This window comes from Arthrobacter sp. NPDC093128, from assembly GCF_040683875.1.
Classification (GTDB): Bacteria; Actinomycetota; Actinomycetes; order Actinomycetales; family Micrococcaceae; genus Arthrobacter.
On record NZ_JBFBEY010000001.1, the window covers coordinates 1 to 14,818 of the forward strand.

General features: G+C 65.2%; 17 protein-coding genes and 1 tRNA gene. 7 read left to right on the top strand and 11 right to left on the bottom strand.

Features of this window, described 5'->3' with window-relative positions; genetic code table 11:
• From AB0N24_RS00005 to AB0N24_RS00015, 3 genes are all read right to left on the bottom strand, one after another.
• The coding region (locus AB0N24_RS00005) for a catalase (RefSeq protein ID WP_364118785.1) at positions 1 to 1,220 on the bottom strand (1,220 nt) is incomplete at its 3' end.
• 27 nt (positions 1,221 to 1,247) lie between these two features.
• A complete protein-coding gene (locus tag AB0N24_RS00010; RefSeq protein WP_364118788.1) occupies positions 1,248 to 1,715 on the bottom strand; it encodes a Fur family transcriptional regulator in 468 nt (155 codons plus the stop codon).
• 30 nt (positions 1,716 to 1,745) lie between these two features.
• Positions 1,746 to 2,540, bottom strand: a complete 795-nt coding sequence (locus tag AB0N24_RS00015; RefSeq protein ID WP_364118791.1) for a hypothetical protein — start codon at positions 2,538 to 2,540, stop codon at positions 1,746 to 1,748.
• Between the two features lie 140 nt (positions 2,541 to 2,680).
• Here AB0N24_RS00015 and AB0N24_RS00020 point away from each other — a divergent pair, with 140 nt between their 5' ends.
• Entirely contained in the window at positions 2,681 to 3,952 is a 1,272-nt protein-coding gene (locus AB0N24_RS00020) for an MFS transporter (protein ID WP_364118794.1), read from the top strand.
• 51 nt (positions 3,953 to 4,003) lie between these two features.
• The gene (htpX, locus tag AB0N24_RS00025; RefSeq protein ID WP_364118798.1) at positions 4,004 to 4,873 is read left to right on the top strand and encodes a zinc metalloprotease HtpX; all 870 of its coding nucleotides are present in this window, start codon (positions 4,004 to 4,006) and stop codon (positions 4,871 to 4,873) included.
• Positions 4,874 to 5,013: 140 nt separating this feature from the next.
• Here the strand turns inward: htpX and AB0N24_RS00030 are convergent, their stop codons facing one another.
• Positions 5,014 to 5,505: a YajQ family cyclic di-GMP-binding protein gene (locus AB0N24_RS00030; RefSeq protein ID WP_364118801.1), complete on the bottom strand. Its 492-nt coding sequence runs from the start codon at positions 5,503 to 5,505 to the stop codon at positions 5,014 to 5,016.
• A gap of 222 nt (positions 5,506 to 5,727) precedes the next feature.
• On the opposite strand from AB0N24_RS00030, the gene AB0N24_RS00035 reads away from it, so the two are divergent.
• Both AB0N24_RS00035 and AB0N24_RS00040 read left to right on the top strand, forming a co-directional pair.
• Positions 5,728 to 5,982, top strand: a complete 255-nt coding sequence (locus AB0N24_RS00035; RefSeq protein WP_364118804.1) for a hypothetical protein — start codon at positions 5,728 to 5,730, stop codon at positions 5,980 to 5,982.
• A 160-nt stretch (positions 5,983 to 6,142) separates the two neighbouring features.
• Positions 6,143 to 6,224, top strand: a tRNA-Tyr gene (locus AB0N24_RS00040).
• 131 nt (positions 6,225 to 6,355) lie between these two features.
• Here the strand turns inward: AB0N24_RS00040 and AB0N24_RS00045 are convergent.
• Positions 6,356 to 7,303 (bottom strand): LysM domain-containing protein, encoded by a 948-nt coding sequence (locus tag AB0N24_RS00045; protein ID WP_364118807.1) that lies wholly within the window; start codon positions 7,301 to 7,303, stop codon positions 6,356 to 6,358.
• Positions 7,304 to 7,915: 612 nt separating this feature from the next.
• Positions 7,916 to 8,650, bottom strand: coding sequence for a potassium channel family protein (locus tag AB0N24_RS00050; protein WP_364118811.1), 735 nt, complete (start codon positions 8,648 to 8,650; stop codon positions 7,916 to 7,918).
• Positions 8,651 to 8,724: 74 nt separating this feature from the next.
• On the opposite strand from AB0N24_RS00050, the gene AB0N24_RS00055 reads away from it, so the two are divergent.
• On the top strand, positions 8,725 to 9,270 hold the full coding sequence (locus AB0N24_RS00055) for an acyl-CoA thioesterase (RefSeq protein ID WP_364118814.1): 546 nt from the start codon (positions 8,725 to 8,727) through the stop codon (positions 9,268 to 9,270).
• A 56-nt stretch (positions 9,271 to 9,326) separates the two neighbouring features.
• On the opposite strand, the gene AB0N24_RS00060 is transcribed toward AB0N24_RS00055, so the two are convergent.
• From AB0N24_RS00060 to AB0N24_RS00070, 3 genes are read right to left on the bottom strand one after another with little or no spacing between them, the layout of a single operon-like run.
• Positions 9,327 to 10,127, bottom strand: a complete 801-nt coding sequence (locus AB0N24_RS00060) for an ABC transporter permease subunit (protein ID WP_364118817.1) — start codon at positions 10,125 to 10,127, stop codon at positions 9,327 to 9,329.
• The gene (locus AB0N24_RS00065) at positions 10,124 to 11,053 is read right to left on the bottom strand and encodes an ABC transporter ATP-binding protein (protein WP_364118819.1); all 930 of its coding nucleotides are present in this window, start codon (positions 11,051 to 11,053) and stop codon (positions 10,124 to 10,126) included. The genes AB0N24_RS00060 and AB0N24_RS00065 overlap by 4 nt, the downstream gene beginning before the upstream one ends.
• The gene (locus tag AB0N24_RS00070; protein WP_364118821.1) at positions 11,050 to 11,724 is read right to left on the bottom strand and encodes a TetR family transcriptional regulator; all 675 of its coding nucleotides are present in this window, start codon (positions 11,722 to 11,724) and stop codon (positions 11,050 to 11,052) included. The genes AB0N24_RS00065 and AB0N24_RS00070 overlap by 4 nt, the downstream gene beginning before the upstream one ends.
• Before the next feature lie 131 nt (positions 11,725 to 11,855).
• Between AB0N24_RS00070 and trxA the strand changes: the two genes are divergently transcribed.
• Positions 11,856 to 12,269, top strand: a complete 414-nt coding sequence (gene trxA, locus AB0N24_RS00075) for a thioredoxin (RefSeq protein ID WP_104171953.1) — start codon at positions 11,856 to 11,858, stop codon at positions 12,267 to 12,269.
• Between the two features lie 139 nt (positions 12,270 to 12,408).
• Here trxA and AB0N24_RS00080 read toward each other — a convergent pair whose 3' ends face one another.
• Complete coding sequence (locus tag AB0N24_RS00080) at positions 12,409 to 12,687, bottom strand: antibiotic biosynthesis monooxygenase (protein ID WP_364118824.1); 279 nt, start codon at positions 12,685 to 12,687, stop codon at positions 12,409 to 12,411.
• A gap of 112 nt (positions 12,688 to 12,799) precedes the next feature.
• Between AB0N24_RS00080 and AB0N24_RS00085 the strand changes: the two genes are divergently transcribed.
• Positions 12,800 to 14,476, top strand: coding sequence for an AMP-binding protein (locus AB0N24_RS00085; RefSeq protein ID WP_364118827.1), 1,677 nt, complete (start codon positions 12,800 to 12,802; stop codon positions 14,474 to 14,476).
• On the opposite strand, the gene AB0N24_RS00090 is transcribed toward AB0N24_RS00085, so the two are convergent.
• Positions 14,477 to 14,788 carry a hypothetical protein gene (locus AB0N24_RS00090; RefSeq protein ID WP_364118830.1) on the bottom strand — a complete coding sequence of 104 codons (312 nt, stop codon included), beginning with the start codon at positions 14,786 to 14,788 and terminating at the stop codon, positions 14,477 to 14,479.
• Between the last annotated feature and the right edge of the window lie 30 nt (positions 14,789 to 14,818).

Here is a 14,818-nt window from a genome sequence, read left to right on the forward strand (position 1 = left end):
TCCCAGCCGCCTGCCGGGTCCTGGGGCTCCACCGCGGCGGGGCCGCCGACCGAGTTGGGGGCGTAGACCGGGACGGAGGGGGCGTTGAAGTGGTAACGCCCGGCGCCGTCCTGGCTGTAGTTGTTGACCTGGTTCCTGGGCTGGTTCACCGGGATCTGGGCGTGGTTGGTGCCCACGCGGTAGCGGTGGGCGTCAGCGTAGGAGAAGATGCGGGCCTGCAGCATCTTGTCCGGGGACGCGGCGATGCCCGGAACGAAGTTCGACGGCGCGAAGGTGGCCTGCTCGATCTGCGCGAAGTAGTTCTCCGGGTTCCGGTTCAGCTCCATGGTGCCCACCTTGATCAGCGGGTAGTCAGCCTTCGGCCACACCTTGGTCAGGTCGAACGGGTTGAAGCGGTAGGTCTTGGCATCCTCGTACGGCATGACCTGGACGTGCAGGTCCCAGGACGGGAAGTTGCCGGCAGCGATGTTCTCGGCCAGGTCGCGGATGTAGAAGTCCGCGTCCGAACCGGCCAGCTCTTCAGCCCGGTCACCGCTGATGGTCTTGACGCCCTGGTTGGACTTGAAGTGGTACTTGACCCAGAAGCGCTCGCCCTCGGCGTTGATCCACTGGTAGGTGTGCGAGCCGTAGCCCTGCATTTCGCGCCAGGAAGCCGGCAGGCCTCGGTCACCCATGAGCCAGGTGACCTGGTGTGCGGACTCGGGGGAGAGGGTCCAGAAATCCCACTGCATGTCCGCGTCACGCAGGTGGGTGCCCGGGAGGCGCTTCTGGGAGTGGATGAAGTCCGGGAACTTGATGCCGTCGCGGATGAAGAAGACGGGGGTGTTGTTGCCCACGAGGTCGTAGTTGCCCTCGGAGGTGTAGAACTTCACGGCGAAACCGCGGGGGTCCCGCCAGGTGTCGGGGGAGCCGTTCTCGCCGGCGACCGAGGAGAAGCGGATCAGCATTTCGGTCTCGACACCCGGCTGCAGGAAAGCGGCCTTGGTGTACTTGGAAATGTCCTCGCTGGTGGTGAACTTGCCGAACGCTCCGCCGCCCTTGGCGTGCACAACGCGCTCCGGGACACGCTCACGGTTGAACTGTGCGAGCTTTTCGATCAGGTAATGGTCGGTCAGGATGATGGCGCCGTCAGCGCCGACAGCCTTCGAGTGAGCGTCGGAAGTGACGGGAGCACCGGACTGCGTGGTGGACACAGCGGGCGCAGAGATGTTCTGAGTCATCTTTCTCCTTTTGGTTGGGTTTCTTGCTTAGTTTCGTTCGGCGGGTAGCTTTTGGGTGCGCTGACAGTCCTGGCAGATGCCCTGGTACATGACGTCAGCGATCTGGATGGTCATCGGCTTGGCGTCCGCATCCCAGTGCGGGGTGAGGCAGGGCGCATGGCCGACGGCGCAGTCCACGTCCTCCACCCGTCCGCAGCTGATGCACACGGCGTGGTGGTGGTTGTCGCCTACCCGTGTCTCGTACAGCGCGGGGGAATGGGGAGGTTCGAACCGGCGCAGCATCTGGAGGTCCGTGAGGTCGCCAAGGACCACGTAGACGGACTGTGCGGTCAGTTCGGGGAGTTCCTCACGCGCGGCGGCAAGGATGCTTTCGGCCGGCGAGTGCGGGTGGTGTTCGACGGCGGTGAGAACCGCCAGCCGCTGTTTGGTCACCCGGCGGCCGTGGGCGCGCAGGGCAGCTGCCCATGCGTCCTGGCCGGCCTCGTGAACTGTCATAGCCCCATTGAAGCACTTATTATGACTGAATCACAATAAGGCTAGGCTAATCTCCGGAGAACGCAGCACCATTTCAAACGGGTTGACGGCCTCGCCGGCGGAGCGGCCCAGCGCATGCAGTTCCAGTCGCCCGCCCGTGACGGCAGTGTCCGGCACCATGCAGCTGAGGCCCGTGACGGCCTGCCGCAGCGCCAGGGCTTCCAACGCCGCGGCCAGGGCAAGGAGTTCCGGCGGGGTGACGTCCTCCACGGACCCGATGCTCCGCTCCGGAGCCAGGACCGTGTGGTGCGTCCCGGCAGGGGTCGCCGGCGCCCAGGTGCGGATGGCGGGCAGCGGTACCGCTCCGTTCGGTCCGTCGCCGCGGGGGCCGGTGCCGTCAGGGGCGCTGAGCCGGGCGGCAGTTGCCGCCGCCAGCAGCGCGGTGCGTAGCCCGACGTCGTGCCTGTCCAGATCCTGGTCCGGCACCGGCCGGCGGCGCTGCGCGGGTAAGGCGAGCTGTTCGGCAGGGGTGACCGGTTCGCCGTCCCAGCGGCCGAACAGGTGGAACGTGGGGGTGGATGACTCCGCGGCCGGTTCGCCGATCGAGGCACCGAGCGCATGCCAGCGGTGCGCAAAAAGCAGCGTGCAGGTGTCCGCCCCCAGGACGTCGGCCAGTGCATTGCGGGCAGCGTTGTGGCAGAGCAGCCAGTCGGCGGCCGACCGGTGGTCGAGGGCCGTCGCGGGATTGCTGAGGCGGATCATCAGGTGGCCGGAAGTCAGCGGCGTGCGCGGCCGGGTGACTTCCCACACCGCAGAGCCGAAAAGCAGCCGTCTGGACAACTCCATGCGCACTCCGTTCGCTGTTGTGTTTCCCCGCCTGAGACTATCAAGGTCAGCACCACTATTCGGGGCCCTGCCGGGGTCACTGTCGGGGTGCCGGTGGCGTATGGCCCGGTTCCGTCGGTGCCCGCGGCTAGAGTTGCCCGGTGGGTAAATTGCTGGCCGACATCACTCCGTTGCGCGAGAGTCCGGACTTCCGCCGGCTGTGGCTGGGATCAGCCGTCTCCAACCTCGGCAGCCAGCTCACCCTGGTGGCGGTCAGCCTGGAGGTCTACCGGCTGACGCAGGACAGCCTCTACGTCGGGCTGCTGAGTATTTTCGCGCTGGTTCCCCTGGTGCTGGGGGGCCTGCTGGGCGGGTCCATCGCCGATGCCCATGACCGCCGCAGGGTGGCGCTCCTGGCCACTACCGTGCTGTGGCTGACCACGGCCGCGCTGGCGCTGCAGGCCTGGCTGGAGGTGGGGAACGTGTGGCTGCTGTACGTGCTGGTTGCCGTGCAGAGCGGCGCGCAGGCCATCAACCAGCCCGCCCGGAGCGCCATCATCCCCATGCTGGTCCGCAAGGAGCTGCTCCCCGCGGCCAACGCCCTGAGCATGATCAGCTTCGGCCTGGCCATGACTGCCGGTCCTCTCCTGGCCGGCGTGCTGGTGGCGTGGGTGGGGTTCGGCTGGACGTACACGCTGGACGTGGCGAGCTTCGTGTTTGCCTTCTGGGCCCTGCTGAAGCTTCCGCCGATGCCGCCGGGCAAGGAAGCCCACCGCGCGGGGCTGCGTTCCGTGGTGGAGGGGTTCCGATTCCTGGGCACACGCCCGAACCTCCGCATGACATTCGTGATCGACCTGGTGGCCATGATCTTCGCGCAGCCCCGGGCCCTGATGCCGGCCATCGGTGCGGTGATGATCGGCGGCGGCGAGGCCACGGTGGGCATCCTCCTGGCATCCACTGCAATCGGTGCCTTCCTGGCCGGCCTGTTCTCCGGACCGCTGGGAGGCGTCCGCCGGCAAGGCAGCGCCGTGGTGTGGTCCGTCATGGGCTGGGGTGCGTCCATTGCCGGTTTCGGGCTGGTGGTGGTCCTGGCCGGGCGCTCGGGGGAGGCCAGCGTCACGCTGTGGCTGCTGCCCGCCGCGCTGTGCTGTGCACTCGCCGGCATCTCCGATTCCGTGAGCGCCGTTTTCCGCACCACCATCCTCCAGGCGGCCACGCCCGACCACCTTCGGGGGCGTCTCCAGGGCGTGTTTGTGGTTGTGGTTGCGGGCGGTCCGAGGATAGGGGACATGCTGGCCGGCGGCGGCACTAAACTTTTGAGTGAAGGTTGGGTTTTGCTGCTGGGCGGCCTCCTGTGCATCGCTGTGGCATGGGCGCTGGCACGCTGGCAGTCGGGTTTTTTGAAGTACGACGCGCGGAATCCCGTTCCATAGGGACCGCCCCGCAGTCATTGCAACAGGGCAGGAACTTCGCGAGGAGGCACAGTGCATAATCACCACAACGGGCTCAAGACCGCGGCGCTGTTCGGGGTGCTCTGGGCGGTGCTCCTGGGGCTCGGTGCCGTGATCGGCAGCAGCATGCGCAGCGCCACCCCCATCTGGATCATGGCGCTGGTGGGTGTGGGCACCACGGCTTACGGGTACTGGAACAGCGACAAGATCGCGCTCCGGTCCATGCAGGCCTACCCCGTCACCGAGGAGCAGGCCCCGCAGCTCTACCAGACTGTCCGGGAGCTCTCGGCCCGGGCCAACCAGCCCATGCCCCGGATCTACGTCTCGCCCACGCCCGCGCCGAATGCCTTTGCCACGGGAAGGAACCCGCAGAACGCCGCCGTCTGCTGCACCGAAGGCATCCTGCGGCTGTTGTCCGTCCGTGAACTGCGCGGAGTGCTCGGCCATGAGCTCATGCACGTCTACAACCGGGACATCCTCACCTCATCCGTGGCCGCGGCCGTAGCCGGCGTGATCACCTCGGTGGGGCAGATGCTGCTGTTCTTCGGCGGCGGCGACCGGCGCAATTCGAACCCGCTCGCGATGATCGCGATGGCGCTGCTGGCCCCGCTCGCGGCGACCGTGATCCAGTCGGCCATTTCCCGGACCAGGGAGTACGACGCCGACGAGGACGGTTCCGAGCTCACGGGCGATCCGCTGGCGCTCGCCTCAGCCCTGCGCAAGATCCATCAGGGTGTGCAGATGGTGCCGCTGCCCCAGGACCAGAAGCTGGTGAACGCGTCGCACCTGATGATCGCCAACCCGTTCCGCGGCGGCGGGCTGAGCAAGATGTTCTCCACGCACCCGCCGATGCAGGACCGCATCGCCCGGCTGGAACTGATGGCGGGCCGCCCGCTCAGCTGAGCGCCGCCGTCGTACTTTCTTCCACGGTGGGGCGTATCGTGCCTTTCGACGCGCGAAGAGGCCGGCGCGGCCCGTCTCCGGGTGGCGCCGGCCTCTTTGTGCAGCGTCAGGATTCCTTCGCGTCGAAAACGACGGCGGGGCTAGCTGCGGAAGTTCACGAACTGCAGGTCGGCCTCGTCAAAATCCTTCAGCAGTGCCATGACGGCCTGCAGGTCATCGCGGGACTTGGACGAGACACGGAGTTCGTCGCCCTGGATCTGGGATTTGACGCCCTTGGGGCCCTCGTCGCGGATCAGCTTGTTAATCTTCTTGGCCAGGTCCTGCTCGATGCCTTCCTTGATGGAAGCCTCAAGGCGGAACTCCTTGCCGGACGCGTAGGGCTCGCCCGTGTCGAGGGACTTCAGGGAGATCCCGCGGCGGATGAGCTTGGACTGCAGCACGTCCAGGACGGCGAGCACGCGCTCTTCCGAATTCGCCTTCATCAGGATCTTCTCACCGCTGAAATCGACCTCGGCGCCGACGCCCTTGAAGTCATACCGCTGGGCCAGTTCCTTCTGCGCCTGGTTTAGCGCATTTGCAACTTCCTGCTTGTCTACCTTGCTGACGACGTCGAATGTGGATTCGCCTGCCATAACTGTCCTCCTGCTGATCGTCCCGATACCCCTTGAAGGGCGGTGTTGTCTGCATTCCAGCCTAGTACGGATGGCGTCCAAGTGAAGGCCGCGTCCCGAACAACGTTCGAATGGAATCGTTCCGGGCGATTCACAGTTTCCTCATAGCGAACGCAGGGCGGGAACGAAGCCTTGGCCCCCAGAGTTGAAGGTGTTGGAAGAGTTGCCCCGGAAGGAAAGCACATGCACCAGAAGGCCGTCCGTTATGTCACCCGCTCAACTGCAGCCGCAGCCACAACCATCGCCACGGCGGCGACGTCCGTAGCAGCCGCTGCGGTGGCCGCGTCCATCATCCTTAGCCCCGTGGCAGATGCCTCTTCCCGAATGGACGGTGTGCACTCGGACCTGATGCGGGCAGTGCAGCTGAACCAGATCACGGAGGAGCAGGCCACAAAGTTCGAGGCGAAACTGGCCGGACGCATTCTCGGTGAAGCCTGATTTTCCGCGGAATTCCGGGGAATTCGGGGCCCCTTGAGGCTCGATTCGATTCTTCGGCAGAAGTTCTGTAAAGTTGTCTTGCCCGCGGTTGCTGAAAGCGGAACGGATGGAAACAGCCGTTCCGAACATGGAAGCCGCGAGTGATCTTCTTTTGAAGTTCGGCAGATTACCCGAGCGGCCAAAGGGGGCTGACTGTAAATCAGCTGGCAACGCCTACGGGGGTTCGAATCCCTCATCTGCCACCCTTGGAAAAGTCTCCGGAACCGTCAGGTTCCGGAGACTTTTCTGTTTCCGCTACGTTTTCGCGTCCCGGCCCGAGCTTGTCCGCGGTCCCTGGCCCTCAAGGCTCGGAACCGCGGACAAGCCTAGGAAATCAGTTGAGGCCTATCACCAGCATCTGGTTGGTCCCCGGGATGCAGGTCTGCAGGATCACCCGCGGAAAGCCTCCGAAAACCGCTGATACATTGTTGGTTGTACCGGGGTTCGGCACCTGCCCCCGCCCGCTGACGGTGTAGGTTCCGTAGCCGGGAATGACGACGGTCTCGCCGATGCCGATCCCGGAGAACCGTGCCCACCCGCCGCAGAAATCGTGCTCCGTGATGAAGAGGGCATAGGCATCTGTGGGCGTGAAGTGAATGGGGCCGATGCAAGCGTCCACCATCCCCTGGCCACCCGCGCCCGCGACATAGATTGTCCGGACCGCAGGGGCGGGAGCCGGAGCCGGTGCCTGTGCTGGAGCGGGGGCTGGTGCCGGTGCCGCTGCCGCGGGGGCCGCGGCCACGGCGGCAACGGCGGGGCCTGTCAGCTTCAGGACCTGGCCCGGCACGATCGGCGAGTACAAGCCCAGCCCGTTGGCCGCAAGCATGGCGTTCATGTCGACGCCAAAGCGTGCAGCGATCGCCCCCACCGTGTCCCCGGCAACCACCGTGTACGTGTTGGACGCCTCGGGTGCCGGGGCGGGTACGGGTGCGGGTGCCGGCGCCGGTCCGGGCGCCTGCACGGCGGGCGCCGGTTCGGCAGCCGGTGCCTGCTGTGGCGCGGCTTCCGGAACGGCAGCAACAGCCGCCTCCGGCGTGCCGGCGCCAGCCGTGGCAGAGGCGTCTGCGGAGTTTTCGGCCGCAGGCACCGCAGCCGTCACGGCCTGGGCTTCGCTGACCTGGGACGTGTGCGTGGCGCCGGAGAAGCTTATGGCGGTCACGGCAATCGCCGTCACCACGACTCCCGCGGCCAGCATGATCTTCAGCCTGGTATTTGTGCCGCGGCCTTGTGCAGGTGTGGGGACAGGTGATCTGTCCTCCTGGTTAAGCTCGTTTTGATCCATCGGTTCCCCCCGAGAGTCAATGCCCTTGGGGGTCAACAGCACAGCGGGCCCCAGGGCGGTGGTGCGCCGGCCCCGGACCGCACAAAGGGCAGCCCGTTGCGTGAAGACGCATGAAGTGAGCTGCCGAATTGACGAAGAATTGCGGAAGCCCGAATGATTAGACCCATGCCCACTTCGGTGGCCATGTGAAATTCCGGAATGCTGCTTGCCCTAGGAATATCGAGTCTATGAATGGGGAGTATTTGCCGCACGAGTGGGCATTACCCGAATCTTTACGCATAACACCCGCACATTGGCGGGACATACCCAATGACGTTTTTTGTTCGACGGCGGGGACACTCGCTTGCGGATGGACTGGTACTTGGCCTGGGGTGAGTATGCGGTCCGTGAATGCCCTGCCGTGGGCACGATGAGCACAGAACACGTGCGCATTGCGAATGCTGGCTAATTAGTTTTAGAGCTGGACAATTCCCGGTTTTGCGGCAATATCGCATAACGAACTAATTCAGCCGTCTGGATTTATTCCAAGGCAATAGACAGCAAAAGGTAGCCGTCCGGATGTAAAGTCCGGGCGGCTACCTTTTCATTGAATGCGGTCGGTTGGCGGCGGTTCTACAGCTCGCGCTCGCTGTGCAGTTCCGCCAATTCCCGGCGCAGGGCGGCAACCTCCACCAGCAGCTCCCGGACCTCGGCGCGGACCGGAACTTCAGCAGCTTCCACGGCCGCTTCGGTGTTCTCTTCCACCCGCTGCACCAGCCACGATGCGATGGACGCCGTGACCACACCCAGCACCGCGATGCCGCTCATCATCAGAGCCGACGCGACCATCCGGCCGATCGGCGTGACCGGAAAGAGGTCGCCGTATCCCACTGTGGTGATGGTGGTGATGGCCCACCAAGCGGCGTCGCCGAAGGTGAGGATTTTGGCGTCGGGAGCGTTTTGTTCGACGTCCAGGACGGCCAGTGCGCCCACGAAGACCAGCAGGACCGCGGAGCCGGCCACGTAGGTGACCACGCGGCCGCGGAGGGTTTCACCCACGGTGCGGTGCAGCACGGAGAGCAGCGTCACCAGCCGGAGAAGCCGCAGCGGCCGGAAGAACGGTAGGGCAACGATGAGCAGCTCGTGCAGGTTGAGGATGAACCAGTGTTTCCGGTTCTCCGCGAGCCACAGGTTGGCGGCATAGTCTGCGGCGAAGATCGCCCAGGTGATCCACATGATCCCTTCCAGGACCTCGGCCTGCCGCCCTTCGATGTGGCCGATCACCTGCCAGGCATAAGCTGCCAGGAACACCAGGGCTGTCCCCATCAGCGGCCACTCGGCTATGTCCCTGTAGCGTTGCTGTGTCATGGGGGAAATCCTACGGCGCCGCCTCTTGGTCCCGATCTCTTGGTCCCGATGTTACTCATGGGTAACATGGTTGCATGCACCTGCTTTTGCGAACCCTCCTGCTCCTGTTCACTTCCTCGCGCCGGCCGCCCCTGAGCATCTGGGACACATCCTCCCTGCCGCTTCGCGTCCTGCCCACGGACATAGACATCGCCATGCACGTCAACAACGGGATGTACTTCTCGCTGATGGACCTGGGCCGTTTTGATCTGATGGCACGTAGCGGGACCTGGCGAAAGATGCGCCGGCGGGGCTGGACGCCCGTGGCCGCAGGGGAGACCATCGCCTTCCGCAAGTCCCTACAGCTGTGGCAGCAGTACACCATCGAGTCGCGGATCATCGGCCTCGACACCAAGGCCATCTACTTCGAGCAGCGCATGGTGGCGGACGGGGAAATCTATGCACGGGCGCACATCGCCACCCGTCTTGTCAGTAAGGGGAAGCCCGTCAGTCAGGATGAGATCTTCGCTGAATTCGGTGAGCCCCCGGCGGGGCTGGAACTGCCGGAGTGGATCCACGAGTGGCGCGAAACCAATGCACTGCCCGGAGCCCGCCGTCCCGCGCCGAACCACTGGCACTGAGATGCCGCGGCGCCGCTGAAACCGCGCCTACACGCCGGACGCCTGGGCACCTGCCGCTACGCGCCGACGTCGCGCCTGTCCAGCGCCACTGCGCTGAGCAGGACCAGTGCCACTGAGAGGCCCCACAGCCAGCCGGCGGCCGCCCAGTCCGCCCCACTGGCCACCGGGGAGTTTCCGTAGGCCCAGTGATACGGGGAGAGTCCCAGGAGCCATTCGACGTCCTTGCTCTGCCGCCCCACGGCGTTGAAGACGTAGCCCAGCACGCCCACTGCAGCGCCGGCAGCAAGTCCATACGTCCGGCGGCCCGTCAACGTGCCGGCGAAGAGGGCGGCGGTTCCGGTGAGCAGCGACAGTCCGGCGAACAGCACGGCGGCACCGAACAGGTTTTCCGGCATGATGTCCAGCCGGGCCGAGTCATTAAGCAGGCGCACCAGGACAAACACCAGGGCGGACAGCAAGATCACGCGAAGGACCAGGGCCAGGGCACGCTCCAGGACCACCTGGACGCGTGTGACGCCGTGCGCCAGCGTAAGTTCCAGCTGACCCGATTCCTCGTCGCCGCCCACTGCTGCCGCGCCCCATGCCACCGAGGCGATAGTCATCAGCATGAAGCCGATCAGGCCAAAGAGCGTGGCCTGGGTGTAGCCCGGACCCGTGGCGATCTGATCGTAATTCAGGGCCTTGGTCATCTCCGGCGGCAGGGCGTCGATCATGTTCTGCATTTCGGCGCTGCCGCCGATGGAAGGGTAGAGCGGCAGGTAGAGGAAGACGGCAAAGGCCAGTCCGGCCGCCCAGCCGAGGGTCGATCGCCAGGAGTCCACGAAGGCCCTGGTGAACAGGGGAAGGGTCGTCTTCACGGCCGTACCCCGTTGCCGGCCAGACTTCCGTACATCTTGAGCACTGATTCCTCCAGGTCGGGTTCCTCGAGCACCAGGTCGGTCAGCTGCAGCCCGGAAAGCACGTGGAGCAGCGGCTGGATGGCGCCTTCAAGGGTGGCTGAGAGCTCGACGCCGTCGCCCGAGTCCAGCACCTCAAGCCGGGCGATGCCGGGGACCCGGCGGAGCATCGCGCCGGCGTCGTCCGCGGAGATCCCGGTGGCGCTGAGCCGGACATGCCGCACCGCGCTTTCCCGGAGCCTTGCCACCGAGGCCACGGTGACGATGTGGCCGTCGCGCAGGATGGCGACCTCATCCGCGGCCTGCTGGACTTCGCTAAGTACATGGGAGCTGAGGAAGATGGTCTGCCCCCTGTTCCGGGACTCCTTCACCATGGCCAGGAATTCCTGCTGCACGAGGGGATCCAGGCCGCTGGTGGGCTCATCCAGCACCAGCAGCTCCGGGTCGTGCATAAATGCCTGTACGAGCCCCAGTTTCTGCCGGTTGCCTTTCGACAGCTTGCGGGTGTGCCGGTCCAGGTCGAGGTCAAGCCGCTCCGCCAGCGCATCGATGTGGCCGCGCTTCACCGGGCCGCTGATGGCCTCGTAATGGGACAGGAGTTTGCGGCCCGTGATCCGGCCTTCCAGGAACAGTTCGCCGGGAAGATATCCGATCCGGCGACGAAGCTCCGGTCCCGCCCGCCGGGGGTCCTCGCCCAGCACCAGGGAACTCCCGGAGGATGGCCTGATGATGTCCAGCAGGCAGCGCATGGTGGTGGTCTTGCCGGCACCGTTGGGTCCGATTACGCCGAACACGGTTCCGCGTTCCACCGTGAAGTCGATGCCGTGCAGCACCTCCCGGCTGCCGAATTTCTTGGTCAGTGACTGAACGACTATCGCCTGGCTCATCGATCTTCCTCCCTGTTCAACGGCCCGGAGGCCCCCATCGCGGACCGTGCAGCGTCCAGGAAACCGGTGCCGGTGTAGAACCCGTACGTGTAGAGCTCCAGCGACGGCACAGTCAGCCGGCGCACCGTGTCGGCGCCGAGTCCCGTCGTCCCCAGCGATCTGGCGATGTGCCTGCCAAGCACCAGGATGGCCAGGCTATTGGAAGCGATCACGACGGCGGCGGCGTGCGGATCGCTGAAGGCGCGGACGGTGCCGTGGGCCACGCCGGTTTCCATCAGCTGCGCTGTTTGCCGCACCAGTGCATCGAACAGGCGCTCGCCGGCCTCCGACTGGTCGCTGAGCGCCTGCCGGATGTAGGCGATTTCGTCGTCGTGCTGCCCGGGGTCCGCAAGGTAATCCTCGAGGAGCTCGCGGGCGCCGGCCGGATCCGCCTTTTCCTGGCCGCGCCGTGCCACGTCCGCGATGACGAAGTCGTCGCAGGCCAGACGCAGGCCGGCCTTGCTGCCGAAGTGATGGATGACCAGCCCCGGACTGACGCCCGCGGCCGTTGCAACGGCGCGGACGGTGGTGAGTGCGAAGCCGGTGCTGCCAAAGAGCCCGATGGCAGCGTCCCTGATCCGCGCCCTGGTGCTGCGGTCGTCCCCGCGTGGGTCCGCTGCTGCTGAACGCATGTTCAAGATGTTAAACGCCTGTTTAACACCCGGTAAGGGCCATAGGTCCCGGCGGCCGGGCTGAAGCGGCGGAGGTGTGCCAATAGCGAAACGCATGGGACATCCCCGGGCGGCTCGCGTACCGTTGACCCATGGCTACCGTAGACATTACAGGTGAACAGTTCGCAACAACCGTCGAGAACAACGACATCGTCCTCGTTGATTTCTGGGCCGAATGGTGTGGTCCCTGCAAGCAGTTTGGACCGACGTATTCCGCCGTTTCCGAGAAGCACCCGGACGTCGTCTTCACCAAGGTGGACACCGAAGCGCAGCAGCAGTTGGCGGCCGAAGCAGGCATCACGTCCATCCCCACGCTGATGGCTTTCCGCGAAAAGGTGCTGGTGTTCTCCCAGCCCGGCGCGCTGAACGCCCAGCAGCTGGAACAGGTGGTGGACGCGGTCAAGGCACTGGACATGGAAGAAGTCCACGCGCATGTAGCCCGTTCGCAGGCTGAGGCAGCGGCTGCGGCCGGCAAGCAGGACGGCACCCAGATTCCGGAAGCCTAGGCTTCCGCCGGGCGTCAATCGCCTGAGGCTCCACCGCTGAACGCAGCATTTAAACTCCAACGCGGGGTCACTTCCGCCCACGAACCATGGTTCGTACGGGCGGAGTGACCCCGCGTTGTTTGTCCGGAAAGCGGCGGGACTACAGCCGTTCGAGCTGGACGGGCTCGGCCAGAAGGGCGCTCAGCGATTCGTTCAGGTCCTGGACGGCGGTGCCCTTGGAATGCTTGTCAAGGTCTTCTTCGGAAGCCCACTGTTCGGTGAGCACCAGCTTGTCCTCGGTGGCCTCGGTCAGTTCGTACCGGATGCAGCCGGGCTCGCTGACCACCTCGTCGATCGCGATTTCGAGGGCGAGCTTCACGCGGAAGAATTCGCCGTCGTTGGGGATGAACGTTGCCTGCAGGTCGATGGGTGCACTCATGCGTTTCACAATACCGGCCCGCTCTTGCCGGTTCCGAAATATTTTGTAGGGCTTCCTAGTTTTACGCTTCTCTTGCGCCTCTCTTGCACGGGCTGAGTGGTAGCGTGCCAGCATGCGCGCTTATACAGCCGGGGACACTGACGTTCCGCTGCTCGAAGAGACCATCGGACAGAATTTCGAGCGGATCGTGGCCCGGTTCCCGTTCCACGACGCCCTGATCGAGGCTGCTCCGGTTCCCGGCGCGGATGCCCGCCGCTGGAGCTACTCCAAACTGAACGACGACGTCGACAGGCTGGCCCGCGCGCTGCTCGCCCTCGGCGTCGCCACGGGGGAGCGGATTGGCATCTGGAGCCCCAACTGTGCGGAGTGGACCATCCTGCAGTACGCCACAGCCAAGATCGGCGCCATCCTGGTCAACGTGAATCCGGCTTACCGGAGCCACGAGCTGGAGTTTGTGGTGAAGCAGAACGGCATGCGCATGCTCGTCACTGCGCCGTCGGACCGGAGCAGCGACTACACCGGGATGGCCCGGCAGGCCCTCGCCGAATGCCCTGATCTGAAGGAACTGGTGTTCCTCCCGGATGGCGGCCAGCCGCAGCTGCAGGGAGGCGATCCGGAAACGGACGCCGAACTGACGTACGCCGAGCTGCTCAAGCGGGCAGACGACGTCGGGCATTCGGTCCTGAAGGCCCGCCTGGCGGGGCTGGATCCGCACGACCCGATAAACCTGCAGTACACCTCGGGCACCACCGGCTTCCCCAAAGGCGCCACGCTCACCCACCGCAACATCCTGAACAATGGCTATTCCATCGGCGAGCTGCTGGGGTATACGGAACACGACCGCGTGGTGATCCCGGTGCCGTTCTACCACTGCTTCGGGATGGTCATTGGAAACCTGAACGCCCTGAGCCACGGCGCCGCCACGATCATTCCGGGGCGGTCCTTCACACCTGCGGCGGCCCTGGAGGCGGTCCAGGATTTTGGCGGGACATCGTTGTATGGCGTGCCCACCATGTTTATTGCCGAGCTGGCACTGCCGGACTTCGCGTCCTACGACCTGTCCACGCTGCGGACCGGCGTTATGGCCGGATCGCTGTGTCCCATCGAGGTGATGAACCGGGTCATCTCGGAGATGAACATGAGGGATGTGGCCATTTGCTACGGCATGACGGAAACGTCCCCGGTGTCCACCATGACCCGCGACGGCGACAGCATGCAGCACCGCACCGAGACCGTGGGGCGGACCATGCCGCAGCTGGAGAGCCAGGTGGTGGACCCGGTGACAGGCAGCGTGTTGGAGCGCGGTGATATCGGCGAGCTGTGCACGCGCGGTTACAGCGTGATGCAGGGATATTGGGACCAGCCGGACAAGACCGCCGAAGCGATCGACGCAGACGGCTGGATGCACACCGGCGACCTGGCCCGCATGGACGCCGATGGTTACGTGGTGATCGAAGGCCGGATCAAGGACATGGTGATCCGCGGCGGGGAGAACATCTACCCGCGCGAGATCGAGGAGTTCCTCTACAGCCATCCCTCGGTCCAGGACGTGCAGGTGATCGGAGTCCCGGATGCCAAGTACGGCGAGGAGCTGATGGCCTGCATCATTCTCAAGCCCGGCGCAGAGCCGCTGGACGCCGCCGCCGTCGCCGAGTTCTGCCGGGGGCAGCTGGCCCACTACAAGATCCCGCGGTACGTGGACGTCCGCGAAAGCTTCCCGATGACCGTCTCGGGGAAAATCCGCAAGGTGGAAATGCGCAAGGAAGCGGTGGCGCGGCTGGGACTCTGACTACTCCGGCTGCTTGACGAGGTCGAAGAGGACTTCCCTGTCGCAGATCGAAGTGATCTTGATGGTGTAGCCGTTGAGTGCGGCCTCGGAACCAATCTGCTTGCCATCAAAGAACACCGGCGAAGGGTCTGGAGCCTCAGCGGCCATGGAAATATTTGCCGTCGGGGGCGAAGCGTCCGCCTTGGTTGCGGCCAGCCCTACTCGGGGGGTGAACTCCCTTCCTCGCCCTCCATGCGGGAGCGCCGGTGTCGATCCATTTACCGAGGGGACAATCCGGTAGGCACCTGATCCGGTGCAGCCGTTTGTGGTCACGGTGGACTCCAGTGAGGTGGGAGGGATGGT

Coding starts and splice junctions, on each gene's coding strand:
- AB0N24_RS00050 (WP_364118811.1), bottom strand. CDS start 8,650: ATGACACAGCAACGCTACAGGGACATAGCCGAGTGGCCGCTGATGGGG.
- trxA (WP_104171953.1), top strand. CDS start 11,856: ATGGCTACCGTAGACATTACAGGTGAACAGTTCGCAACAACCGTCGAG.
- AB0N24_RS00045 (WP_364118807.1), bottom strand. CDS start 7,303: ATGGATCAAAACGAGCTTAACCAGGAGGACAGATCACCTGTCCCCACA.
- AB0N24_RS00015 (WP_364118791.1), bottom strand. CDS start 2,540: ATGGAGTTGTCCAGACGGCTGCTTTTCGGCTCTGCGGTGTGGGAAGTC.
- AB0N24_RS00035 (WP_364118804.1), top strand. CDS start 5,728: ATGCACCAGAAGGCCGTCCGTTATGTCACCCGCTCAACTGCAGCCGCA.
- AB0N24_RS00070 (WP_364118821.1), bottom strand. CDS start 11,724: ATGCGTTCAGCAGCAGCGGACCCACGCGGGGACGACCGCAGCACCAGG.
- AB0N24_RS00055 (WP_364118814.1), top strand. CDS start 8,725: ATGCACCTGCTTTTGCGAACCCTCCTGCTCCTGTTCACTTCCTCGCGC.
- AB0N24_RS00080 (WP_364118824.1), bottom strand. CDS start 12,687: ATGAGTGCACCCATCGACCTGCAGGCAACGTTCATCCCCAACGACGGC.
- AB0N24_RS00085 (WP_364118827.1), top strand. CDS start 12,800: ATGCGCGCTTATACAGCCGGGGACACTGACGTTCCGCTGCTCGAAGAG.
- AB0N24_RS00030 (WP_364118801.1), bottom strand. CDS start 5,505: ATGGCAGGCGAATCCACATTCGACGTCGTCAGCAAGGTAGACAAGCAG.
- AB0N24_RS00065 (WP_364118819.1), bottom strand. CDS start 11,053: ATGAGCCAGGCGATAGTCGTTCAGTCACTGACCAAGAAATTCGGCAGC.
- AB0N24_RS00010 (WP_364118788.1), bottom strand. CDS start 1,715: ATGACAGTTCACGAGGCCGGCCAGGACGCATGGGCAGCTGCCCTGCGC.